The following is a 24,789-nucleotide window of genomic DNA, read 5'->3' as shown; positions in this document are numbered from 1 at the left end:
GCACTTCTTTTATGGGGAGGTGCCTGTTTTTGTATTTTGAATACAGACATCCACAGCATAATGCAATGCCCATCCGTACCTTAGGTTATTACCCGTTATTAACCAGCCCCATCGCAATCCTTTCCCATGTAATTAAATTATCCAGACGATGTCCCACCGTGCTGATATCTTTCAATAAGATTTCAGTGGGGCAGTGGCTGCGTTCACAGGCCCGTAGTATTTCGGATAGCTCAGACCGAATTAAATCAGGGTTGGAGGCGGCGGATACAACATTCGTGGGTGAAGGCTTGGCCGACAGTACATAATCCCTGCTAATCTTCTCCGCAGCCGCATTCACATCGGCCCAGGGTGAAATAGAGATTTTTCTCAGATTCGGAATCTGGCGGAGAAGCTCAATTTTTGTGTCCAGAGGTTCACAGCATCCATAGTATACAAATCCGAAGGGGGCAAGCGCCTCTTTGGCATATTGTATTTCAAATTCATCATGCATCTGTGGAGAGACATTTGAAAATATCTGTGCCAGGCCGCGCCCCCATACGTTGCCGGCGGTAATGTGCTCATAATTCCCGATTCCATCACGGAGTGTCTTGGATGCGGCGCAGGAGCAGTGCACATAGGCGCTGTCGGGATTAAGCAGATTTAAATCCTCGTATTGACGTATTGTTTCCGTGAAGATACCAGTTAGCCGGCTTACCAGAGCGTGCATAAATTCCGGCTCATCTATAAGGTTATATAACAGCGTATCGATATCCATGTACTGTGCAATGATGTCCCAGGTGATCAGTCCAAGCATGTAGCCGGTGTCAGACCCGGTGATTTTGACCGGTATAATATCACCCACCGCCTCCGCAATTTTATAAAAAGTAAGGAGTGTTTTTTCTTTGTCGTATCTGATCACCGGTGGATGGAGCCTGTCTATATCATGCATGTCCCGTATCTGTTCCTTGTATTTATGGGAGACGATCTCGTTGTCAGGATCGCTTGCGAGTCTTTCCTCCTGAACGGTCAGGCCTATGCCGGTTGAATGAATCTTTTTTTCAACGGACAGATAGGGCTTCACCAACATATCAGCGGGGAAATGTTTCCACTGAAACAGCGTTTTTCTCAGTTCATCTTCAAACATCCTGAAATCCTCATCCTGACACAGGAGCGTCAGCGAACCGTCATAGTTTAATTCGCTCCAGGGAATTTCATTCATTAATACAATAGGCCGCTCTGGATGCAGATCATTGACGGATGCATGAAGTTCATACATATCTTTTTGATGGTCTGAAAAAGCAATTTGTGCGTACTGTGACGCCAATTCACGCAAAATTTTAACATCATTTTCCATGGGATACCTCCTGCCTGAAATTATTATACAATTAAATATGAGTGTGGTATTATGTTAATAAATTATTTGGGATTATACCAGAAGCATAGTTGCTTAAAATTTGTCATTTCTTGCAGGAGGGGAATATATTGAAGAACAAATATTATCATTTCAGCTACTTTAAAAGTGTATCTGCTGCAGCAGAAAAATGTCTTCTCGTTTCAGATGCTATGGCTTATACGGCTGACAGTGAGTTTTTAATTGACAGGAAGGTTTTTAAAAACAATCTGGTGATGTATGTTCTGGAAGGGCTGCTTTGGGTGGAACAGTATGGAGAGAAGCATGCCTTGGAGCCTGGACAGGGAGTTATGATGCGCCTGACGGATGCCCACAAGTATTACACGGATCCGGAGAACACGGCACATATTTTGTGGTTTCATTTTCGGGGGGCGGGCATGGAACAGCTCCTGGAGCAGCTGTATCAGGAGAGAAAACTGCCCTTTATCTTTCAAGACGATGGTCTGGAAGATGATTTTTATAAGGCTTTTGCCATAGTACAGGAAGATACTGACAAGAAAGAATCTGAACTGGCTGGACATCTATATGGCATGCTTATGAGAATCCTTTCAACCTATTCTTTTCAGGAAGGCCATATGGACAATATGCCCGTGGAAATCCAGGAAATCATACGTTACATGGAGTCCCGTTTATGTGATCATTTAGACCTGGATGCAATCAGCAGACAAGCCGGGATGGGAAAGTATCATTTCTGCAGATTCTTTAAAAAACATTGCGGAATTGCTCCGATCGAATACTATAACAGCAGAAGAATGGAATTGGCATGCTGTCTCTTAAAAGATCCCCAGAAAAAGATAGAGGAAATATCAGAGCAGCTGGGATATCTGGATATCAGTTCGTTCAGTAAATATTTTAAGAACTATTTTGGGATTTCACCATCTGCATACCGCAGGCTATAGAGCGGGCAGACGCATACCTGAATATGAGACACACTCCGGGAGGAATAGAATGCGCAAAAGATTATATAAAAGACTGTTAGATGCTAAATTACAAACCAAATTATGTGCTGTTTTTCTTGTCATCTTTTTGATGTCCATGACTTGTATACTGGTTCTTTCCAGTATTCTGCTTCGTGCCGAATCAATCAAAAACAGCAGCCAGAAGACAGAACAGATTCTGAAAGAGGCAAAGAGGAACCTGGATTATATTATCCTGGATATGGAGAACATGTCCAGATTTATTATCAGTGAATCTACGGCTCAGAATATGCTTTTGGAAGGAAAAGGAACCAAGGCTTATGAGGCTCATTGCAATCAAATGAGGGAGATTTTGGCAAACCTGGCTTCATACAAACCGTATATAGAATCCATCGGATTATACAATTTAGACGGAGATGGGATATCCATCGGCTTTGGTCCTGCCCTGACCAGGGATTATCGGATGCTGGAGAATCAGGGATGGCTTCAGGAGGTATTTGAGGCAAAAGGAATGTACTGCTGGGAGTGGGCTAAGTTTGAAGATCTCTCTTTGGAAAAAAATTTTGAACGTCTGATACTGACCAGAGTAGTAAACCGCCAGATGTCCCAGCAGCCTGTGGGAATTCTGACGCTTACCCTGAATCAATCCTATCTGGAGAACATGCTGTCGCAGATCTATCTTGGTAATCAGACCGCATTGACTCTGACAACCGAGAATAAGGATATTATATTCAGCACCGAAGAAGAAAAGGCAGGTGCGGTATCGGAAGTATTTGCGCATAAGAACGACAATACGTTTATAATTAGAGAGGGTCTTACGGAAAGCCTGCTTCATTATGAAATAGCCGACGATGCGGGATGGATTCTATACAGTAAGACTCCGATGAAAGAAATCAACAGAGATTTTCTGATCAATCTTCAGGTAATCATCTTCGCGGCAATCCTTACGATTGCGCTGGCTTTTTATTTTTATAAAAGATTCGCAAAAACCATTACAAAACCGATCTCTGATGTTATGCATGCAATGCGCAGGATGGAATGCGCTAATTTTAAAGAGCAGATTCCAGTGGACAGAGAGGATGAAATTGGGACACTGGTGAAATCGTTTAATAGCATGACCGGTCAGATTAACATATTGGTAAATGAGGTCTATAAAGAGAAGCTTCATTCCAAACAGGCAGAACTGGAAAGCCTGCAGGCCCAAATAAACCCCCATTTTCTATACAACACTTTGGAATGTATCAACTGGAAAGCACTTGCCCATGGGGAAAAAGAAATCAGCCAGATGATTCTCGCGCTATCCGAAATGTTCCGTTTTAATCTAAGCGGGAAAACAAAAGAAACGTCCTTGTCTGAAGAAATCCAGAATATAAGAAATTATCTGCTCCTCCAGAAAAAAAGGTTTCAGGATAAACTGGACTTTTTTATTGATATTCCGGATGAACTCTTAGAGACACGGGTTTTAAAATTTACACTGCAGCCACTTGTAGAAAACAGCATCCATCACGGAGTCGGTAATATTGAAGGCAATGGTAAGGTCTATATTATAGGCGAGGATTACAATGAAGAAATCCGGCTCTATGTCATAGATAATGGAAATGGCATCGACGAAGAACTGATGAAGAGAATTCTAAACGGGGAGGAGCGTGGTTCTCAGACAAGAGGGCACGGAAAAGGCGTCTTTAATGTAAACGAGCGGATAAAGCTGCATTTTGGGGACGAGTACGGCCTTACTTATGAGAATATGAAAACAGGCGGGACGAGAGTTACGGTACGTATACCAAAGAAAGGAGAGGGATGTAATGCTGAGAGTATTGATCGTCGATGATGAGCCTGCCGCTATAGATGCGATGGTTCAGATCGTCAATTGGGAAGAAATAAACTTATCGGTCTGTGCCCGGGCCTATAATGGAAAGGAAGGACTGGAAAAATTCAGAGAACTGCTTCCGGATATTGTACTCACAGACGTCAGAATGCCGTTGATGGACGGGATCGAAATGTCCAGGCAGATAAAGGCAGAAAGTCCGGACACTATGATTATCCTTGTCAGTGGATATAATGAATTCGAATACGTACAAAGTGCATTGCAGTTCGGAGCAATTGAATATCTGCTGAAGCCGACAGATCCGGACAAGCTGCATCAGGTACTGTGCAAAGCTGCCGGTCAGATTTCGCGAAAAAAGATGTGGGAACAGGAATATGAAAGAATGAAGAAGCTGGCTGCAGATATGAAGCCGGTTGGCAGAAACCAGTTTTTTAACGACCTCATTACATATAGAATGAAAGAAGACGAGATATGGGAGCGGGTAGAATATTATGAAATCCATTTAGAAAGAAAGCCCTATTATCTGGTAAAATTCCTGGCTGACAGGCTGGAAGCAGCAGACGGGGAGTATGGGAATCTGGAGATTATCAGGCAGTATCAGCACTTCATGATTCTGGAACAGTTTCAGGCAATCGGAGAAATTGAAGTTTTCCTGAATCATGGTATCTGGTATGCCATCCTGCAGGACGTAGATGATGTGGAGGTTTTGGAAAACGCATCCCAGCAACTGTCCGCAGAGTATGCAGAGACCATGGGCGCTGTCCTGCACATAGCGCTGAGCGCGCAGCATCATTTACTGGAAGATGCGGGGCAGGCAAAAGAGGAATGTGAGGTGGCAGCCCAATATCTCCTGGCCAATACCGGGGAGACTTTCGCCTTATACGATGGAATTGCTGCAATACCCATTGAGTATTCCCAGATTGAGTACCGGTCATTGGAAAGTCTATATCTGAAGCTCCATCTGATGCTGGAAGAAGAAGCAATAACTGCACTGGAAAAGATGTTTCGGGAGTTAGAACGCAGAAATGCCGTCTACGCGCTGTATCAGAGCATATGCATCCAGGTGCTGCTGGAACTTTACAGTATGGCATCCCAATTTCATAAATGTGAGTTGGAAAAAAAGATTCTGCAGAGGCTGGCAGAAATAAACCAGAGCGATTCATGCAGCCTTTTGTGTGAAAAAATGAAAAACATCATCGCCCAGGCACTGGCAGAGTTTAAAACAGAAAGTGACAAAAGCAGCAGCCGGGCCGTAAAAGATGCAATAGAATACGCAGAGGAGCACCTCGGAGAAAAGATATCCCTGCAGGAGGTCGCCGACTATGTTAATTTGAGTAAGAATTATTTTTGTAATCTCTTTAAAAAAGAGAAAAAGGAAACCTTTGTGAACTACCTTACCAGAATGAGGATGAACAAGGCAAAATATTATTTGAAGAATTCGGACTTCAAAGTGTTTGAGATCGCAGAGCTGGTGGGGTATGAAGATTATATCTACTTTGCGCAGATGTTTAAAAAGGCCGTGGGGATATCGGCGGGGGAATATAGATCGGTGTATCGGGAGTTAGTGAGCGAGCTTTAATATTGAATAGGATAACCTTATGTGATACAATTCCAATAGAACAACCGTACAGGGTGGCTGACCTCTCATTTTACATAGATGGGAGGTGGTGCTAATGGACAAAAGACCATTTGACTTCAAAGACTTGATGCAATTTGGAATGTTCATAATCGCATTACTGACCTTCATTTACTTGATTAGTCATTAGTGCATAGAAAAACCACCCTCAAAGTCTTGGCGGACTGGGTGGATTTTCAGTAATTCATTTAAGGTCAACCACTTTGGCGGTTGTTCTTTTTATGTCTTAAATATAGCATATTTGTGTTCTGGATTCAAGACGAATATATAAAGTCGGCTATCATAGAAAGAAAATTATAGTTATTTTTCAAACCCCAGCCAGTATCAGTAAATCGGGAGTTAGTGACGCGCTTTAGTCGCGGTACGGATGGGGACGCTCCATGAAGGGATAGCCGAAAACCTCCCGGAGAACATCCATGTCCTTTCAAAAACGCGGCCGCGGACCTAAGAAATTCTAGGCGGGAAACAGCCCTGAAAATGGAGCACCACTGACACATCACGAGAAATCCGATGATTTCTCGCGCTGGGTCAGCTGATTTTTGGATTCGGAATCCAAAAATCTCTCCATTTTCAGGGCTGTTTCCCACCAAGAATTTCTAAGGCCCGCTTAGAGCGTTTTTGAAAGGACATGGATGTTCTCCGGAAGGCTTTCGGCTATCCCTTCATGGAGCTGGCGCATCCAACCGGCAGGAAAAAGCTCGTTTCTAAGGAGGGGCCTCAAGCGGGGGCAGCGTATGGATATAGAATTGGTGGCACTTTTATGTCCCCAGTAGGTGTAAAAAGCAATGGGATACGGTTCCGGTATCAAAATAATTCAATACACATCTTGAAGATGAAAAGATACGCATAGCCAATCCACATATGCCGCCCTGGTCAGGGATCCCACCCGGTTGGCGAGTTTTCCTGCCGATTGGATGAGCCAGCTTTATGACAGGGAGGCCGGGGAGGCGCTGGGGCTGTATATGCCGTTGCGAAATGCTGGAGTGCGCTTAGTGATTCTTGAACAGCCGCTGCCGGATAGGCGGGGAACAACTTGATCTCCAAATCAAGTTGTTGCTGAACCCAGCGCGGGAAATCATCAGATTTCCCGTGATGTGTTCAGCGTACCCGCCTATCCGGCAGCGGCTGTTCTAGAAACACTTAGCAGCACGGGTGCATATCGCAACGGCATATACAGCCCCAGCACTTCCCCGGCCTCCCTGTCATGAAGCGTCCCCGTCCGTCGACAAGTCTAAAGCTTGCCGACTAAATCCCGATTTAATAAGACATTATAAATAGTAAGAAAACTAATATTACCTTAATATTCATAATTTTACTGTGAATATAAGAATGATAAGATGTACATAGTTCGTAACAACAAATAATACATGGAGGGAAAGCTATGAAGAAGAAAATGATCAGTGCTGTATTAGCTCTTGCAATGCTCGGTTCACTGACGGCCTGCGGCAGCACAGGCAAGGAAGCAGATGCAGCAAAGGATGGTGCAAAGGCAGATGAGACAGTCAAGTTAAAAATCCTGACTGAGTTTGATCCACAGACTCTCGGGGAGGAATATCTGACTACTTTTGATGAGGTGGCGGATGAGCTGGGATATGAGATCGATGTAGAACGGGTAGACACGGAAACTTATAAGACAAAGATCCGTGTTGCCCTTCAGGGAAATGAACTGCCGGATATCTTTTTTACATGGGGGGATTCTTATACACAGCCGTTTTTGGATGCAAAAGCCCTCTATCCGATTGATGACGCGCTGAAGGAATTTGATGCGGAACTTTATCCGGCCTATGCTGTACCTTATGAGGACGGCCATATGTATACGGTTCCCCATCAGGCAAACGGGACATATATGACGTTCTATAATAAAAAGGTTTTCGAAAAGCTGGGTATGGATGTGCCGACAAACTGGGACGAGCTTTTAGCAGTGGTGGATAAATGCAATGAGCAGGGAATCTACGCTCTGGGACTTGGAAATAAGGACCGCTGGGAGGGAGACCTCTTCTACAATGAGATGGTGCTCAGGGAAGATACAGATGCCTATAACAGGGCCATGGACGGCGATGGTGCATTTACGGACGAAGCATTTAAAAATGCAGCCGAAAAGGTAGAAACTCTTGTTGAAAAGGGTGCATTCCAGAAGGGATACATGCAGGCGACGACATCAGAGGTCATTGAGATGTTCAGGGCAGACCAGATTGCCATGTATCCGGTTGGCTCATGGATGCTTTCTACCATGATCGAGGGAGATTTGGCTGATAAAACGGGATATATGATGTTTCCTGCAACAGGCGCGGCAGAAGAAGTTGAGACCGCCACAACTTGTATGTCAGGCAGTCTGTCTCAGGGGCTGGTAGCGTCGGCAAGCAGTCAGTTTCCGGAGGAAGCAGCAAAATTCATTGTACGTTACGGTCAGAAAATAAATGACATTAATGTGAAAAAAGGAAATGTTGGATTTATGGAAACAGATGTCAAGCCAGAAGGCGAGGTTCATGAAATCCTGCAGCAGTATGAAAAAGATTTTAAAAACTACAAAGTTATGCAGACCTGGTGGTTCAGTCTGGTTGATGCGAAGATCGGCGAACCTATGCGTGATCTGTCACACCAGCAGTTCGCGGGACAGATAGAAGTCGATGATTTTCTGACGGAATTGAATACAATCATGAAACAATAACAATAGGAATACCGGTAGGCAGATCAGTTGCGCTGCCTGTCGGTATTTTCTATGTAAATAGACAGGAAGGCGGTTATACCATGCAGAAAATGCTGTCAAACAAAAAATATATTCTTCTTTTTGTATTGCCCGGACTGGTTATATTTCTGGCAATGTTTATCTTTCCGATTATTTATACAGCAGGGCTTAGCTTTACAGACTGGGTAGGAATCGGTGCAAAAGAATTTGTTGGCTTCGAGAATTATATAAAACTTTTAAGCTCTGATTCTGTGTTCCGTACGGGAGTAAAAAATACACTGATTATCCTGGTGGTGGCTGTTATAGGGCAGCTTTTGCCGGCCATGCTGTTTGCAGTGCTGCTATGGCAATTTACAAAGGGAACCCGTTTTTTCAGAAATGCCTACTTTATTCCTGTGATTCTTTCAACGGCAGCCATTTCCCTCTTATGGCAGAAAATTTATGACCCTAATTATGGCGTTCTTAATGACATTCTCACACGCCTTGGGATGTCAGAAGTGTGCAGAGGGTGGCTTACTGACGAGAAGACGGCTTTAATCGCTGTCATTATCCCGGTTATATGGCAGTACATCGGGTATCATCTTATCATTCTTTATGCCGGACTGAAGGGAATTCCGGAACAGTATGAAGAAGCAGCAAAGATTGACGGCGCCAGCGGCTTTAAGGCGTTCTTCTATGTTACGCTGCCTTTACTGAGGGATATCCTTAAGATCTGTGTCGTTCTGGCAACCGTTGGCGGGCTGAAGATATTCGATAATATCTATATTATGACAGGGGGCGGGCCTTACAACTTTACTACAACCATTGCCATACAGATGTATAAAGAATCCTTCCTGAAAATGCAGTTTGGATACGGCAGTGCAATTGCGGTTCTGCTGTCGGTTATCTGTATAGCAGCATTTCTGATTATCAACAAGGTGATGACCAAAGAAGCGGTGGAATATTAGGGGGGAATAATTAATGAAGAAAAAGACTTGTAAAATAATAGCTTACGCAGTCATGCTGCTTTTCGCGCTGATTCAGATTTTCCCATTTTTATGGCTGGTTAACTTTTCGCTGAAAGGAACTGCCCAGATATTTACGGAAAGCTCCCTTGCGCTGCCGGATCCAATTGTGTGGAGCAACTACCAGGAAGCGTGGATCAAGGGAAGTGTAGCAAAATACTTTATGAATAGTGTCCTGGTATCTGCAGTCAGCGTAGGTGGGATTTTGCTGATAGCAGGCATGATGGCATATGCCATCACCAGGCTTACATGGAAATGGAAAAAAGCCACCTTTAACTTACTGATGCTGGGAATGATGATTCCGATCCATGCGACGCTGATCCCGCTGTTTATTGTATTAAGGAAGATGCATCTGCTGAGCACCCACATGGGGATTATACTGCCATATATTGCAACCGGCCTGCCCCTTGCGGTATTTATCTATTCCAACTTTATCAGGAGCATTCCCTTTGAAATGGAATCGGCAGCGGCAATCGACGGATGTTCAATAACGAAAACATACTTTAAGATTATCCTTCCGATATTAAAACCCGCTACGGCGACAATCGCTATATTTTCCTTTATGAATATATGGAATGAATTCATCATGGCGTCCACATTTTTACAGAATCAGAGTTTGAATACACTTCCCGTCGGCCTCATGGCGTTTAAGGGACAGTATTTGACAGACTGGGGGCCGCTTGGGGCGGCAATTGTAATTGCAAGTATTCCGATTCTTTTGTTCTATTTTATATTCAGTGAACAGGTTGAGAAAAGCTTTGCGGCCGGTGCGGCGCTAAAATAAAAAATTAATAAAAAATGAGGTGAAAGTTATGAAAAATCCAATTATCCGCGGATTCCATCCGGATCCGTCCATCATAAGGGTAAAGGAAGACTACTATATTGCTACGTCGACTTTTGAATGGTTTCCGGGAGTCTGTCTCTATCATTCCCGGGATCTGGAGCATTGGGAGCAACTGCCGTCGCCGCTGAACAGAATATCCCAGTTGGATATGAAAGGAAATAAAAGTTCAGCCGGAGTGTATGCGCCGTGTCTGTCCTATGATAATGGAATCTATTATCTGGTCTATACAGATACAAAAAATCACTCAGGATTGTTCTGGGACTGCCATAATTATCTGGTTACGGCAAAAGATCCTGCCGGAGAATGGTCTGACCCGGTAGAGCTGAACTCCTCGGGATTTGACCCATCGATGTTTCATGACAAAGACGGGCGTAAATGGCTGGTGAATATGACATTTGACTATAGAAAAGGGGACATACAGAAAAACTATCCGCTATGGTCAGGTATAGTGCTGCAGGAATATGATCCGGAAAGCAGGAAGCTGGTCGGGAAGTCCGAAATTATATGCAAAGGGACAGAAATTGGGACAGTAGAAGGGCCTCATCTGTATTATCATGACGGTTACTACTATTTGCTGTGTGCGGAAGGCGGAACGTTTGAGGGGCATGCAGTCACATTGGCCCGTTCCAGAAATATTTGGGGCCCCTACGAGACGAACCCGGGAAATCCTATTTTGACATCCAGAAATGATTGTACATTAAAGCTGCAGAGGGCCGGCCATGCCGATATCGTAGAAGCCCATAATGGGAAATGGTACATGGTATATTTATGCAGCAGGCCGCTGCCATCCAGAGGCGGAAGCGTAATGGGGCGAGAAACCGCCATACAGGAGGTGCAGTGGAACCAGGCGGGATGGCTTGAAACGGTGAACGGTACAGGGACGCCCGATGAAGCTTTCGAAAGTGGCTTGAAAGAGGAGGCTTATGAGCGCAAAGAGTTCTGGAACTTTCACACAAAGGAGCTGCCCATCGGATTTCAGACTCTGCGTATCCCTATGAAAGAATATATCCGTCTGGACGAGCGGCCGGGGTATCTGCGCTTATATGGCAGAGAATCACTAAGCTCAGACCATTCCAACGTAATGACGGCCAGGCGTCAGGAAGAGTTCTGCTTTACAGCCGAAACTAAAATGGAATTTCAGCCGCAGAATTATTTTCAAATGGCCGGAATCACCTATTTTTACGATACGATGAATCATTTTTATCTGTATATATCTGCAGATGACGATGGAAAGCGGGTTATTAATCTCTATCATAATGACATGGGCAACTATCATTTCCCAATGGGAAGAGAAGGAATCCCTATATCGGATGAGGGTGCTGTCTGGCTCAAAATGATGGTGTACTATGATAGAATTTCCTTTTACTGGTCATTAGATGGGGAAAAGTATGAACAGGCTGCCGACAGCCTGTACTGCGGAGACATGACCGATGAAGCATACCGCCGGGTATCTCAGGAGCGGTTTACCGGAAGCTTTGTGGGGATGGCATGTCAGAATTGTTATGAAGGGGACTGCTATGCAGACTTTGAATGGTTTGCATATAAGCAGGGGAATAAAGAGTAATATAAGAATGGACACTGTTGCTGTAAAGTAATGGTGTCCATTTAGCCTGGGATAAGATTAAAGAGCAATTACGCAGTTGATTAATAATCAAATCAATGTCTCTATTAATTCGAATGCTGTGCTTGTAACAGATAAAATCGCAGATTTTTTGGCAATGAACAAAATCGGCCCCTTTGTTTCACTGCTGTGTTCCGATACTTTTATATTTGATCAGATCACCGGCAGACCGGGCGCCGGGCGTTGTGCGGCTGCAGGGATTAAAAAATTAGTGGATCATGGTGTTGACATTAGTCTGAATATGGTTGTGACGAAGCAGAATCTGGACTATGTGTTCGAGACAGCAAAATATGCAAAAGAAGAGTTTGGGGCCAAATATTTTAGCACTACCAAAGCTTCTTTTCCCAAAAACGCGGGGGATGAATTCAAAAAACAGCTAGCTCTCCTGTAAAGAATTCAATCAGATGCTAAACAGCCTGCTTAGAGTAAAAAATGAACTGGGAATGCGGGTAGATAAAAGATATTTTGGCTGAAAATATGGTAGGTGTTTTTATTGGGTAAAAACAAAAAAATCAATTTTTTGCACATATCTTTTTGTGCAAAATGAGGTATCCTAGGTGAAACAAGAAGGCCACAGCAAAAAGCTGTGAATGATGAAAGGAGAATGAAGTATGGGAACAGTAAGAGATTCAAGAGGCAATGCAATAGGAGAAACATCGAGCACTGTAGCAGAACCGATCAGGCCGCATCGTTCATGACGTTAATGTCAGATGCATTCCACCTGGAGGACTTCGAAAAAGCATATCATTATTATTGCGATGCGGTTTTATCGCTGAACGAAAACAGAACACTGGATGAAGCAGTGGCATTTGGTGCAAAATCGGCCATACCGGCGGAACTGGTAGAGCGGGCGATATGAAAGAATATTATGTAAAAATAAATTGAATTGCTGTAGTACTAAGAAGGCAGGAGTTAAGGAATGCCCAATGGGGATGCTTTGATAAACAAATGTGAGTAAAACTTTAATATGGCTAAAATAGAGACGGACAATCCTCCCTTATGATCACCAGCGCCACTTGGCAAATGATCATAAGAGAGGATGTTTTATTCCACACAAAATTAAGGTCATTTCATAGACCAAAAAAGATTAAAAAAATAATATAAAAGAAAATTATTAATAAAAATAGAAAATTATAGAGAATAACTAATAAAAATAGAGAAAAAATTCTCTGTTTTGCTTGACTTATTTCTCCAAATTGATATAATGTAGCTATATAAATTAAGAAAAGAAATGGAATATTAGTTAGTCTGCATGACATTAGGAGGATAAATATGGGCACCATAAAAGATGTAGCTAAAAAAGCCGGAGTCTCGGTATCTACGGTTTATAAGGTTTTTAATGATAACTACAGTACCCGCCCGGGAATAAAAGAGCGTGTACTGGAGGCCTGCAAGGAAGTGAATTATACGCACCATGCAGTAGTCCGTAACCGTAAGCTGTTAGGATTAATGTTCAGCGAGGCGAAGAATCCATTCACGAACGACCTGATCCAGATGATCATTGAAGAATTGGGAAGCGAATACGAAATCGTTGTATTATTCAGCAACGAAGATACAGACAGAGAAGAGCAGAATGTGGCCTGCCTGGAGCGCCTGGGGGTTGATGCATTAATCTTTGCAGCGGTGTCAAACTACAACTATCCAGAGATCGAAAAAATGATTGAGGAAGGCAAGCCGGTTATCCAGATTTTTATGTGTACCCACCAGGGCGCAGATACCATTCTTTTTGATGATGAGCTGGGAACATACCGGGCAGTAAAATACCTGCTGCAGAACGGGCATAAAGATATTCTGATGCTTTATAAATACCGGGAAGATTTTCCGCAAAGAGGCGACGGCTACAGGCGGGCCTTTGAAGAGGCAGGGCTGGAAGTTGATTCCCGTTTCTTATATGATATTCCCTATAATGACAGTATCAGGGGAATGATTCAAAACCATATTCAGGAATTGCAGCCTACTGCTATTTTAGCAGTGAATGAAATCATTGCTACCGCTGCAGTTGCTGCGCTTACCGAAATGAAACTGTCTTTTCCGGAGGATGTCAGTCTGATTATTTATGATGATTTACCCTGGGCGGCAGCCTCGGGAATCACCACGATTGGGCATGCTTTTGATTCTGCAGGGTCACTCTGTAAAAATATCCTGTCGAACTCAGGAAGTGCCGGTAAACCTCATGAGCCGGTCCGGCTGGTGATTGATCCGATGCTCATCGTACGTGATTCGGTAAAAATCTTAGATTCGAAATAGATGAAATAAGGGCCCAAACCAGTTATTAAGTCATTGCATCCGGAGGCGATGGTTAATAATAAATATGAACAAGTATAACCATGTTTAAAAGGTGAGGAGAAAATCATGAAAAAACGTGTAATTAGTGTATTAGTCATGAGTGCGTTACTGCTGGGATTAACAGCGTGCGGCAGCTCTGGTAATTCTACAGATAAGAAAGAAGATAAGAATGCGGGGAATGGTAAAATAACATTTACGTTTGCAGAGCATGTGGCGAATATTGAAGAACAGGCGCCCCAGGTATATGCTGTAGTTCAGGAATTTATGAAACAGAATCCGGATATTGTGATAGACATGACTGGTTCAGCGCAGGATGAACACACTCAGAAGATAAAATTAGCGTCACAATCGGATACTCTGCCGGATCTGTTCTATTCACTAAAAGGGGATGCCGATGCTATGGCGGAGGCAGGGCTGCTTGCAGATATTTCCGCAGACATTACGGATGATCAGGAATTTGTGGATGGTTTTCTGCCGGGAATGCTGGATGTAATGGAGATGGATGGAGCCATTTATGGGCTGCCAGCAGAGATTTTCTGCAATGGGATCTGGTATAACAAGGCGCTTTTTGAAGAATGCGGATTGGAAATACCCGTGACATATGATGATCTGATACATTGCGCTGAAGTATTTAATGAAAAGGGAATTGTCCCTATGGCACGTGGTACTAAGGATGTCTGGAGCAGCTGGTCGTTAATGACAATGCACGCCAGATACGGATTTTTTGACCATATAGATGGGATTTTCCAGGGCACGGACAACTGGCTGAACGACGATTACCTGCTGTTCTATGAAAAGCTTCAGGATATGTCAGAAAAAGGGATGTTTCCGGATAATGCGGCTTCTCTTGGTTATTGGGAAGCGACCGAGATGTTCCTTGGGGGAAAGGCAGCTATGTTTGACAGCGGGGCCTGGGATACCAAAAAGTTTGATGAAAGTGAATGGAAAGAAGACATTGGCTTCTGGTGGGGACCGACTTTCAGCGATGGTATCGGCAACCAGGAACTGGCTATGAAAGCGCCTTCTCATCCATATTGCGTATCTGCAAAAACGAAAGAGGAAGAACCGGAAAAATATCAGGCAATCATCAAATTCCTTAAGTTTTATTATGGCCCTGAGGGGACAGCCATCATTGCCAGGGATAACCAGAGCGTGCCGGTGACCAGATATGAAGGTGAAATTGATGCAGAATCGTACCCGGTGTTTGCGAAAGTTATGGAGCGTATGAATGATGATTGGGAAAGTCCCGAGACCTGCCCCAATATGACCTTGCCCGGACAGTTTGAGACCACTTATTTTGAAAGCATGGCAGGAGTCATCAACGGTATCTATACGCCCGAAGAAGCGCTCCGGTATATGGATGAACAAACTGAAGCACAGGGGCTGATCCAATAAAGCAGACTGCTCGCCTGATGCCGCTTGGCGCAGGCGAGTTTTTCAATCAAACCGGAAATTCATTTTCTTTTAGAGAGAGGTAATTTTAATGCACTGGCTGAGCAAAAGAAGTACGAAAATTATTATGGTGCTGCCGGCTCTGATTCTTTTTGTGGGATTTGTTATTATACCTATTTTTATTAGTGTTTATTATAGTGTTACGGATTTTACAGGTATCGGAGAGGCACACTTTATAGGCTTGAAAAATTATCGGGTATTATTTCATGATAAGTTCTTTTTCATCGCCCTGAAAAATACATTCATCATTTTGATTTGTATAACAATCACAGTATTACCTATATCTTTTCTTGTGGCTTTACTGTTGGAAAAGTCCTTCAAGGGAAGCGGAATCATTCAATCCATGATCTTTGCGCCAAATGTAGTGGCGCCGATCCTGGTAGGCTTAATATGGCTGTTTATTTTAGACCCCAAAATGGGACTGATTAACGCGGTCCTGAAAGGAATTGGGCTGGAAGGATGGCAGCAGCAATGGATTGGCGGACAGACACTGACGCCTTATGCGGTAGCATTCGTCTATTTGTGGCAGGTTCTGGGGTTTTATACAACCATAAATATGGCGGGACTGCGCAGCATACCTTCGGATATTTACGAGGCATCTCAGATCGACGGAGCAAACCGGGTTCAGCAGGTTTGGCGGATTACGATTCCGATGATGAAGAATACCATCGTGATTAATACAGTTTTGATTATTACTGGCGGGTTTAAAATATTTGAGACAGTTCAACAGCTGACAAATGGCGGGCCCAATCATGTATCGGACGTGCTGGTTACTTATATGTACCACACCACGTTTACAACCTCACGTTATGGCTATGGTATGGCCATTGCCACAGTTTCCTTTATATTTTGTCTGATCTTTTCGATCATATATCTGACCAAAGTGAATAAGTCGATGCATCAGGAGGAGGGATAGATGATGTCAAAAACACGCAGATGGCCAAAAGCCCTGAGCCGTATCGTGCTGATTGTGATCACGGCATTAACCGCATTTCCGTTTTTGTGGCTCTTTGTTCTTTCCTTTAAGACGGATACGGAAATTCTGAACAGCCCGTTTTCTCTGCCGGAAAGTATCAGTTTTTCGAATTATGAGCGGGCGCTTCATACGCTGCCCCTGATAAAGATGTTCGGTAATACTCTTTTTGTAGCAGTTTTTGCCCTGGCGATCAGCCTGGTCTGTACCTTTATGCTGTCTTATGCTATTACACGCCTGCAGTTTAAATCAAAGCGTTTACAGAATGGTCTTTATCTGCTATTTGTGGCAGGCCTTACGATCCCCCCTTATATTGTGATTTTCCCTACTTACCGTATGATTGTTTCCATGGGATTGCTGGGAAACAGGGCGTCTTTGATCCTGCCGCTGGCGGCAACGACGATGGCACTGGGCGTTCTTTTAATGGTCGGGTTCCTCAGGGACTTTCCAAAAGAAATTGAAGAGGCGGCAATCATCGATGGCTGTAATATCTATCAGATGTGTACAAGAGTTGTTCTTCCGGTTATTAAACCGGTACTTGCTACGGTTATTATTTTTAATGTTTTGTATTTTTGGAATGAATACCCTATATCGTCGGTTCTGGTAAATGACCCTAAAATGATGACAATATCCCTGGGAGCTTCTATGTTCAGAGGGCGGTATAGCATGGACTACAGCGGAATGATTGCAGCCACGGTGATTATTATTATCCCGCAGCTTCTGTTTTATCTGCTTTTCCAGAAACATATTGTGGAAGGCATGACCGCCGGGGCTGTAAAAGGATAAGCGCGCCCGGACGATATTTAATAAAAAACGAAAAAAAGGAGATTATTCATGAAACATTTAATATATCCCACAGAAGAGCTATTCTGTGACAATGAACAAAAAAAGTACCCCGGAACCGCAGGGTGTGTCGATTTCCTTTTAGGCGGAATCGGTACAGGCAATGTATCTTTGGGGGCAAGAGGGAATTTGACAACCTGGCAGATATTTAATCAACCGGGACAGCTCAACAGAATGCCGTATACTTTTTTTTCCATCTGGGCAAAACCCGAACATGGGAAGGCGGTTGCAAGAGTATTGGAAAGCAGGCTGAATCCCCCGTTTGCGAAATCTCAGGGCTTCTTCCGAAACGAAATGGCCGGTTTACCACGCTTTGACAGTGCAGAAATGGGCTCAGAATATCCATTTGTTAACTTTAAATTTACGGACGATCAGATGCCGGTTCAGGTAAGCTTAGAAGCATTTACGCCATTCATTCCGTTGAATGCGGATGATTCAGGAATACCCGGAGCGTATTTACAATACAAAGTAAAGAATCCGGGAAGAGAAAAGGTGGAAGTGTCGATTGCCGGTTCGATGAACAATGCCGTGGGTTTTGAAGGGTATAATAACTTTTCTTTTATGCAGCATGCAGGTGAAAGAGTAAACAGATACCGTGATGATAATGGAGTCAGAGGGATTACATATACGGGCAGTGGATTTTCCGACCAGCATATTACCTGGGGGGATATGGCTCTTACGACCACAGCGCCCGCAGAAAATATAACGGCAAAACCTGTTTGGTATCAGGGGCAGTGGACAGATGGGGGCGAGGATTTCTGGCAGGATTTTTCTAGTGACGGCAGGCTGGATGAGGCCAGCATTTATGAACAGGTAGGCAGTACGTGGGCAGAAAATTCGGATTTCAGCTTTCTTCATTTTACAGACAAAATTGGTTCTTTAAGCGTTACGCACAGTCTGGAACCGGGGGAAGAAAAGACGTTTACATTTATACTGACCTGGTATTTTCCAAACCGTCCGAAAATGTGGATTGAACTCGACAAGGACAGAGCCGATATCAATGCAGGCAATTACCAGGTGACAAAAAATTATTATGCAACCCTTTTTGCAGATGCATGGGAGGCAGCTGCTTATCTGGGCAATGAAAAAGAGCGCCTGTACCGTGAGAGCAAGGCCTTTTCTAATGCATTTTTCAGCACCACTTTACCGGGATATGTCTTAGAGGCAGCAGCCGATAATATAACGGTTATGCGCAGCCCCACCTGTTTCCGGATTGAGAATGGCGACTTTCTTGGCTGGGAAGGCGTTGATAATGATTTGGGCTGCGGCCCGGGAAATTGCACTCATGTCTGGAATTACGCCCAAAGTGTGGCGGTACTATTTCCGGAGCTGGAACGAACCATGCGCCGGATTGAGCTGGCCGATGAAATAAGAGAGGATGGTTACATGCCTTTTCGGGCGTACACACCTTTTGATCTGCCCCAATGGGAAATGACGCCTTCGGCAGACGGACAATTGGGAAGCGTCGTGAGGCTGTACCGGGAATGGGTGATCAGCGGCGACGATGCGATTGTCAGGGAATGCTGGCCGGGGGTTGAAAAAACTATGAGATATGCCGAGCAAATATGGGATCGTGACGGCGACGGTTTGTTAGAGGAGCCCCAGCATGTGACTTATGATACCGAACTGTATGGAATATCCAGTATGACCGGGAGCATTTATTTTGCGGCATTGACAGCGGCGGCTGAGATGGCGGAGCATATGGGGCATGCAGGAGACGCTGAGAAATACAGGGAATTAGCACAAAATGGCAGGAGAAAACTGGACGAAATCAGCTGGAACGGCGAATTTTATGAGCAGATTGTTGACGACGTGAATGCGTATCGTTATCAGTACGGGAAAGGATGCCTTTCCGATCAGTTGCTGGGTCAGTTCATGGCCTTTAATGCACAGCTGGGTTATGTGATGTCTGAAGAACATGTGAAAAAGGCTGCGGCATCCATCTTCAAGTACAATTTTGTTGAACGTGCAAAAGAGAATGTTCATGCGGAGAGGGCGTTTATTTTAAATGATGAAAAAGGCCTGACGCCCTGTACCTGGCCGAATGGCGGCCGTCCGGTATTTCCTTTTGTCTATTATGGCGAGGTATGGACTGGAATTGAATATGAAGCAGCGGCGCTGCTGGCAAGAACGGGTCAGGTCGAAGAAGCCCTGACCATCGTGAAGGCGATTCGCGACCGGCACGACGGCTTCAAACGGAACCCCTTTAGTGAGAATGAATCAGGATATTACTATACAAGAGCCATGGCGTCATGGTCAGTATATGAAGCATTATTGGGCTATGAGTATGACATGCGCAGCAACAGACAGACGTTTGCACCCAGACTTCATGCAGATGACTTTACCGGATTCTGGTGTAATGGGAAAGCCTGGGGAATCTTCCGTCAGAAAAAGACCCAGGACGGCGGCCTGACGCAGGAAGTGGAAGTCCTGTATGGCGGTGAAGGAACTGTAAAGCGGGGGAAATAGTCATGAACAGTAACGAATAGTTATCAAATAAATTACCTACTTGACATATTCTGGAATTTTAGCTATGATACAACTATAATCTAAAATTTCAGATGCATAAATGCAATGCGAGGTAATTTATGTTTAACAGAGTAAAATACAGCAGTTTAAATGAGTTGATTTACGACGAAATAAAGAGCAAGATTCTCACAAATGAGTTAAAACCAAACGAAAAGCTGGACATTGACTACCTGAGCACATCTCTGGGGGTCAGCCGCACACCCGTGACCAATGCCCTGAAGTCCCTGCAAAAGGACGGCTACGTAGTAATCAATCCCCGAAGCGGCAGTTATGTAAGAGAGTTGACAAAGGAAGAGCTGGAATATATTTTTGATTTCCGGGAGGTATTAGAAGCCCAGGTAATCCGGAAAGCCATTACAAAGCTGGATAAGAAGAAGCTAAAAGAATTCGGGGAAAAGTTCCGGCTTATTTTAAGTGTTTCTTCTGTGGAGGGGGAAGAGCAGGTACTGGATGTCGTGGAGAAGTTTTTTGAGATAGAGATTAATTTCCATGAGCATTTAATCGACGCCTGTCCATCCATTATCGGAGCGGAGATCATGAATCTGGTGGATCTGACCAAGCGGATTCGTAAACTCCATATAATTTATAAATTGCACAAGGCAGGCTGGGAGTGCTTTAAAGAAGAGATAGAAATTCATGTCCGTTTAATTGAAACTTTGATCAATGAAGAGTTAGAAGAAAGCATCCGGTGGATTTCCACGGATATACACCACACAAAAGAAGAGATTATGGATTGTTTTGAAATTATTAATCAGTGGTGAGGCAGTTGGTGCCGGCGTAAGATCGTCGGCGCCTTTCAAAAAGAAAAATGTGAAATTTTACATTTCAAAAAATCGGAGGGGAAATATGTACAGAATCGAAGCGGCCGGAGACAAAATACATTACATTGACGACGAAGAAAAAAGAGACGCATTTCTGCCTTTAGAGAATTTCATGGGAATGTACGAAACCGGAAATCCTCCGTCCATTCAGGCAGAAGAAATCAAGAACGCCGTAATAAGCCCGGTGGGAAAGGGGGAACGTTTAAGGGATATTGTAAGCAGGAAGCAGGCGGAAACGGCAGCGGTTATTATATCGGACGCTACCCGCGGCGTACCAACGGAGCGGGTTGCACCGTATATCATTCAGGAGCTGACAGCGGCCGGTATGAAAAAGGAGAATATTGTCTTTGTTGTGGCTCTAGGAGTCCACAGGGATGCCACGGAAAGTGAAATGAAGGGATTCTTGGGCACTCTCATGGGAGAAATTGCGATTGAAAATCATGATGCTTTCGACGACACTAAGCTGGTATATCTTGGTATGACTTCCCGCCATACACCGGTGAAGGTAAATAAGAAGGTGTACGAAAGCGACGTGGTGATCACGATCGGTAAAGTAGAGCTGCATGATATGGCCGGATTTTCAGGGGGAAGAAAGTCCATATTGCCGGGTGTTGCTTCACAGGAGACGATTGTGATCAACCACAGGCCGGAGATGATGGTGCATCCCAAAAGCTATGCAGGCAATCTGGAGGGAAATCCCATTCACGAGGATATGCTCGAGGCCGCTAACATGTGTGGTGTGGACTATTCGGTGAATATCGTAATGAATCAGGAATATGAGATTGCGGGAATCTTCTCAGGGGAACTGCGGGAATCACATGAGGCTGCGGCTGCCTTTTTAAAAGGGTTCTGTATGGTGGAGCTTCCGGCAAAGCCAGATATCTATGTGGTATGTCCCGGGCATCCCTTAAATATCGATATGTACCAGGGTGTTAAGCCGTTAATTGCCCTGCACAAACTGGCAGATGAGAATACTACGGTGATATTGTACGGCGATTTCAACGAGGGTATCAACGCTCCGGATTTTATTGAACCTTTCCGGGCCTATCCGGATCTTGAGGAATTGAAGGAATACGTCTGGAGCCACTATGAGATACAGATGGATCACATCGTTCCTATAAGAGAGATCCTGAAAAAGAAAACCAGAGTCATGGTTGTCTCAGAAAATGTATCGAAAGAAGACCTGGCAGCTATGCACATGGAGAAGTATGACACGCTTCAGGAAGCGATTGACACCGCGATTAAAGAGCATGAGGCAGCATGTCCGAAGGCTGCGCTTTGCCCGCAGAGCTATCGAAGTATTCTTACATTTTTGAACAATTGAGATATTTTAGCTTAATCTAAAATATTAGATATTAAATTATAGACGACAGGAGAGAATCAGTATGAATAAGGAGAGCGCATTATATGCAGTAATAGAGAAAGAATATCCGGAAGTAGATTACGGAAAAGGAATGTATATCTATGATAAACAGGGAAAAAGATACATGGACTGTGCAGCCGGAATCGGCGTGGTAAATATCGGACACGGGGTGAAAGATGTCATTGATAAGATGACAAGGCAGGCGGAAAAGATCAGTTTTGTTTACGGAGGCACATTTACCAGTGATGTCAGAAGGCGTTTGGCGGCTAAGATTGTCTCGATTGCACCAAAGGGCATGGACAAAGTCTTTTTCTGTTCGGGTGGTTCCGAAGCTATGGAGTCACTGATGAAGATCGCCCGGCAGTATCAGTTGGAAGCCGGAAGGCCAAAGAAAAATAAAATCATATCCCGGTGGCAGAGCTATCACGGGAATACTATGGGAACGCTGGCTTTGGGCGGAAGGCCGTCCTGGCGGGAAAAATATGAGGATTTCTTTCCTAAGAATATTTCCCAGATCGCCCCCTGTAATTGTTACCGGTGTCCTTATGGTTTAGAAGAGGAGAGCTGTTCCTGTCAGTGCGCCCAGGAACTGGAAAGAAAAATCAAATACGAAGGGCCGGACACGGTAGCAGCCTTTGTGATGGAGCCTATTACGGGAACCACTGCGGCAGCCATTACACCGCCTCAAAAATATATGAAGAAAATCCGGGAAATCTGTGATAAGTATGATGTGTTGTTCTGCGTAGACGAAGTGATTACCGGCTTTGGAAGAACCGGAAAGAATTTTGCAGTAGACCATTACCAGATATCCCCGGATCTGATTGGATTTGCCAAGGGGCTTGGCAGCGGTTATGTGCCCATAGGCGGCGTTATCGTACATAAGAAAATTGTAGACGCTATCGCGGCTGGTACAGGGGCCTTAACACACAGCTTTACTTTCTCTGGGAACCCGCTGGCATGTGCGGGGGCAGAGGCCGTACTGGATTACATCATGGATCATGGCCTGATTGAACAAAGCCGGAAAATGGGCGAGATTTTTCTGGAAAAGCTGCAGCCATTGAAAAAATACCCGGTTGTGGGTGATATCCGGGGGATCGGCCTTTTACTTGGCGTAGAATTTGTAAAAAACAGCAAAACAAAAGAGCCGCTGGATTTTAATTTTTCCACGGAAATTTCACAATATTGTTTTCAGCATGGAATTATGATAACGGGAGGTGTAACAGGAAGCGCTGATGGTATTTTAGGGGATGCATTGCAGATAGCCCCCCCGTTTATCATTAGTGAGGAAGAAATAAACCAGGTGGCTGCCATGCTGGAGCAGGCCATAGAAGAAACTATGAGAAAACATCAGTTATGAGCACGCTCGTTATAAGAAAAGAGGTGTAAAAAATGGATTTAGCAAAATTAATGAAACAGATTGACAGGCAGGAGCTGACTGATTTTTTGCAGAAGGCAGTTCAGATCCCCAGCCATATTGAGCTGGAAAGCCAGGAAAAAGAAATTGGGCAGTATATCGCCGGAAAGCTGCTTGCCGAAGGAGTTGAAACAGAACTCCAAGTGGTAGAAGGAGAACGGGCTAACGTGCTTGCCACTATTCACGGAACCGGTGAGGGCAAAAGCGTTACCTTTAACGGCCATATGGACAGCATCCCTCCGATTGATATGGAAGATCCTTATTCAGGCAGAATCGTGGGGGATGACCTGTACGGCAGGGGGGCCTGCGATATGAAGGGCGGCATTATTGCCATGGCTTACGCAATGATAGCCATTAAAAGGGCAGGCCTTATCCCAAAGGGTGATATCGTGCTGTCGGCCATGATCGGAGAAGAGTATGGAAGCGACGGCGCCACTTATTACGCAAAGCATACCAAACTGACTGATTATGGGATCTGTGGGGAACCAACGGACATGAAGATTGGTTCTGCACAGAAAGGTCTTCACTGGTTCCAGTTTGATATTCCCGGCAGGCGGACCCATTCCAGTGTTTCATCTACGGGGATCAATGCATTGAAGCGTCTCAATAAGCTGATGACCTGCATCAATGAAGAGCTGGAACCAAAGCTGAAGGAAAGAATACATCCCCTTCTGGGACCGTCGCTGGTGAATCTGGGAAAAGCATGGGGCGGGGAACAGCCTAACGTGGTACCGGGAGACGCTCATCTTCAGGTAGAAAGAAGATACATCCCCGGAGAGACTCTGGAGAGTGTAAAAGCGGAATTAGATGAAGCAGTAAAAAAGTGCAATGAAGGATATGAGGAAGAGTACGCGATTACTTACGAATCTATGCCCTACAGCCTGAAGGTAAGCAAAACGCCCATGGATATTCCCGAGGGGCATCCCATCGTACAGGGGATGAAAAAAGCAGGCATGGAAGTGCTGGGAAAGGAGCCGGAGATCTTCGGCGTTCCCTTCTGGGGGGATGCAGGAGTCTTATATGATGCAGGGTGCGACTGTATACTGTTTGGACCGGGAAGTATAAAAGACGCCCATTCAAAATGCGAAAAAGTCAGCCTGAGCAACGTTTATCAGGCCGCGAAGATCTATGCGGCGCTGCCTTTTGTTTTGGAATAGTTCTTTGATTGAGTACTCTGATTAGATG

General features: G+C 44.5%; 20 protein-coding genes. 19 read left to right on the top strand and 1 reads right to left on the bottom strand.

Features of this window, described 5'->3' with window-relative positions; translation table 11 throughout:
• Positions 1-88: 88 nt before the first annotated feature.
• Positions 89-1,333 carry a hypothetical protein gene (locus BN1938_RS19090; RefSeq protein ID WP_050642053.1) on the bottom strand — a complete coding sequence of 415 codons (1,245 nt, stop codon included), beginning with the start codon at positions 1,331-1,333 and terminating at the stop codon, positions 89-91.
• Between the two features lie 128 nt (positions 1,334-1,461).
• Between BN1938_RS19090 and BN1938_RS19085 the strand changes: the two genes are divergently transcribed.
• The 19 genes from BN1938_RS19085 (at position 1,462) to BN1938_RS19005 (ending at position 24,761) form a co-directional block, all read left to right on the top strand.
• A complete protein-coding gene (locus tag BN1938_RS19085) occupies positions 1,462-2,289 on the top strand; it encodes a helix-turn-helix transcriptional regulator (RefSeq protein ID WP_050642052.1) in 828 nt (275 codons plus the stop codon).
• A 49-nt stretch (positions 2,290-2,338) separates the two neighbouring features.
• On the top strand, positions 2,339-4,135 hold the full coding sequence (locus BN1938_RS19080; protein WP_050642051.1) for a cache domain-containing sensor histidine kinase: 1,797 nt from the start codon (positions 2,339-2,341) through the stop codon (positions 4,133-4,135).
• Positions 4,110-5,711: a response regulator transcription factor gene (locus BN1938_RS19075; RefSeq protein ID WP_050642050.1), complete on the top strand. Its 1,602-nt coding sequence runs from the start codon at positions 4,110-4,112 to the stop codon at positions 5,709-5,711. The genes BN1938_RS19080 and BN1938_RS19075 overlap by 26 nt, the downstream gene beginning before the upstream one ends.
• A gap of 94 nt (positions 5,712-5,805) precedes the next feature.
• Positions 5,806-5,898, top strand: coding sequence for a putative holin-like toxin (locus BN1938_RS24305; RefSeq protein ID WP_334296479.1), 93 nt, complete (start codon positions 5,806-5,808; stop codon positions 5,896-5,898).
• A gap of 1,251 nt (positions 5,899-7,149) precedes the next feature.
• Positions 7,150-8,436, top strand: coding sequence for an ABC transporter substrate-binding protein (locus BN1938_RS19070; protein WP_050642049.1), 1,287 nt, complete (start codon positions 7,150-7,152; stop codon positions 8,434-8,436).
• Between the two features lie 80 nt (positions 8,437-8,516).
• Complete coding sequence (locus BN1938_RS19065; protein WP_050642048.1) at positions 8,517-9,401, top strand: carbohydrate ABC transporter permease; 885 nt, start codon at positions 8,517-8,519, stop codon at positions 9,399-9,401.
• Positions 9,402-9,414: 13 nt separating this feature from the next.
• A complete protein-coding gene (locus BN1938_RS19060; RefSeq protein ID WP_050642047.1) occupies positions 9,415-10,242 on the top strand; it encodes a carbohydrate ABC transporter permease in 828 nt (275 codons plus the stop codon).
• Positions 10,243-10,270: 28 nt separating this feature from the next.
• Positions 10,271-11,866 carry a glycoside hydrolase family 43 protein gene (locus BN1938_RS19055; protein WP_050642046.1) on the top strand — a complete coding sequence of 532 codons (1,596 nt, stop codon included), beginning with the start codon at positions 10,271-10,273 and terminating at the stop codon, positions 11,864-11,866.
• 76 nt (positions 11,867-11,942) lie between these two features.
• Positions 11,943-12,314, top strand: coding sequence for a radical SAM protein (locus tag BN1938_RS19050; protein WP_050642045.1), 372 nt, complete (start codon positions 11,943-11,945; stop codon positions 12,312-12,314).
• 213 nt (positions 12,315-12,527) lie between these two features.
• Positions 12,528-12,782 carry a hypothetical protein gene (locus BN1938_RS23795; RefSeq protein ID WP_148487253.1) on the top strand — a complete coding sequence of 85 codons (255 nt, stop codon included), beginning with the start codon at positions 12,528-12,530 and terminating at the stop codon, positions 12,780-12,782.
• Positions 12,783-13,195: 413 nt separating this feature from the next.
• Positions 13,196-14,170 (top strand): LacI family DNA-binding transcriptional regulator, encoded by a 975-nt coding sequence (locus tag BN1938_RS19045; RefSeq protein ID WP_050642044.1) that lies wholly within the window; start codon positions 13,196-13,198, stop codon positions 14,168-14,170.
• 105 nt (positions 14,171-14,275) lie between these two features.
• On the top strand, positions 14,276-15,604 hold the full coding sequence (locus tag BN1938_RS19040; RefSeq protein ID WP_050642043.1) for an ABC transporter substrate-binding protein: 1,329 nt from the start codon (positions 14,276-14,278) through the stop codon (positions 15,602-15,604).
• 88 nt (positions 15,605-15,692) lie between these two features.
• Positions 15,693-16,577 (top strand): carbohydrate ABC transporter permease, encoded by an 885-nt coding sequence (locus tag BN1938_RS19035; protein WP_050642042.1) that lies wholly within the window; start codon positions 15,693-15,695, stop codon positions 16,575-16,577.
• Complete coding sequence (locus BN1938_RS19030) at positions 16,578-17,420, top strand: carbohydrate ABC transporter permease (protein ID WP_050642041.1); 843 nt, start codon at positions 16,578-16,580, stop codon at positions 17,418-17,420.
• 48 nt (positions 17,421-17,468) lie between these two features.
• On the top strand, positions 17,469-19,946 hold the full coding sequence (locus BN1938_RS19025) for a GH116 family glycosyl-hydrolase (protein WP_050642040.1): 2,478 nt from the start codon (positions 17,469-17,471) through the stop codon (positions 19,944-19,946).
• 119 nt (positions 19,947-20,065) lie between these two features.
• Positions 20,066-20,767 carry a GntR family transcriptional regulator gene (locus BN1938_RS19020; protein ID WP_050642039.1) on the top strand — a complete coding sequence of 234 codons (702 nt, stop codon included), beginning with the start codon at positions 20,066-20,068 and terminating at the stop codon, positions 20,765-20,767.
• Between the two features lie 85 nt (positions 20,768-20,852).
• Complete coding sequence (larA, locus tag BN1938_RS19015; protein ID WP_148487252.1) at positions 20,853-22,151, top strand: nickel-dependent lactate racemase family protein; 1,299 nt, start codon at positions 20,853-20,855, stop codon at positions 22,149-22,151.
• A 61-nt stretch (positions 22,152-22,212) separates the two neighbouring features.
• Positions 22,213-23,547, top strand: a complete 1,335-nt coding sequence (locus BN1938_RS19010) for an aminotransferase family protein (protein WP_050642037.1) — start codon at positions 22,213-22,215, stop codon at positions 23,545-23,547.
• A gap of 32 nt (positions 23,548-23,579) precedes the next feature.
• The gene (locus BN1938_RS19005) at positions 23,580-24,761 is read left to right on the top strand and encodes a M20 family metallopeptidase (protein ID WP_050642036.1); all 1,182 of its coding nucleotides are present in this window, start codon (positions 23,580-23,582) and stop codon (positions 24,759-24,761) included.
• The last annotated feature ends 28 nt before the right edge of the window (positions 24,762-24,789 follow it).

This window comes from Eubacterium sp. SB2, from assembly GCF_001244405.1.
In the GTDB taxonomy this organism is placed as follows: Bacteria; Bacillota; Clostridia; order Lachnospirales; family Lachnospiraceae; genus Faecalicatena; species Faecalicatena contortus_B.
The sequence above is the reverse complement of the archived record's forward strand: the minus strand, read 5'-3'. Positions and strand labels throughout refer to the sequence as shown.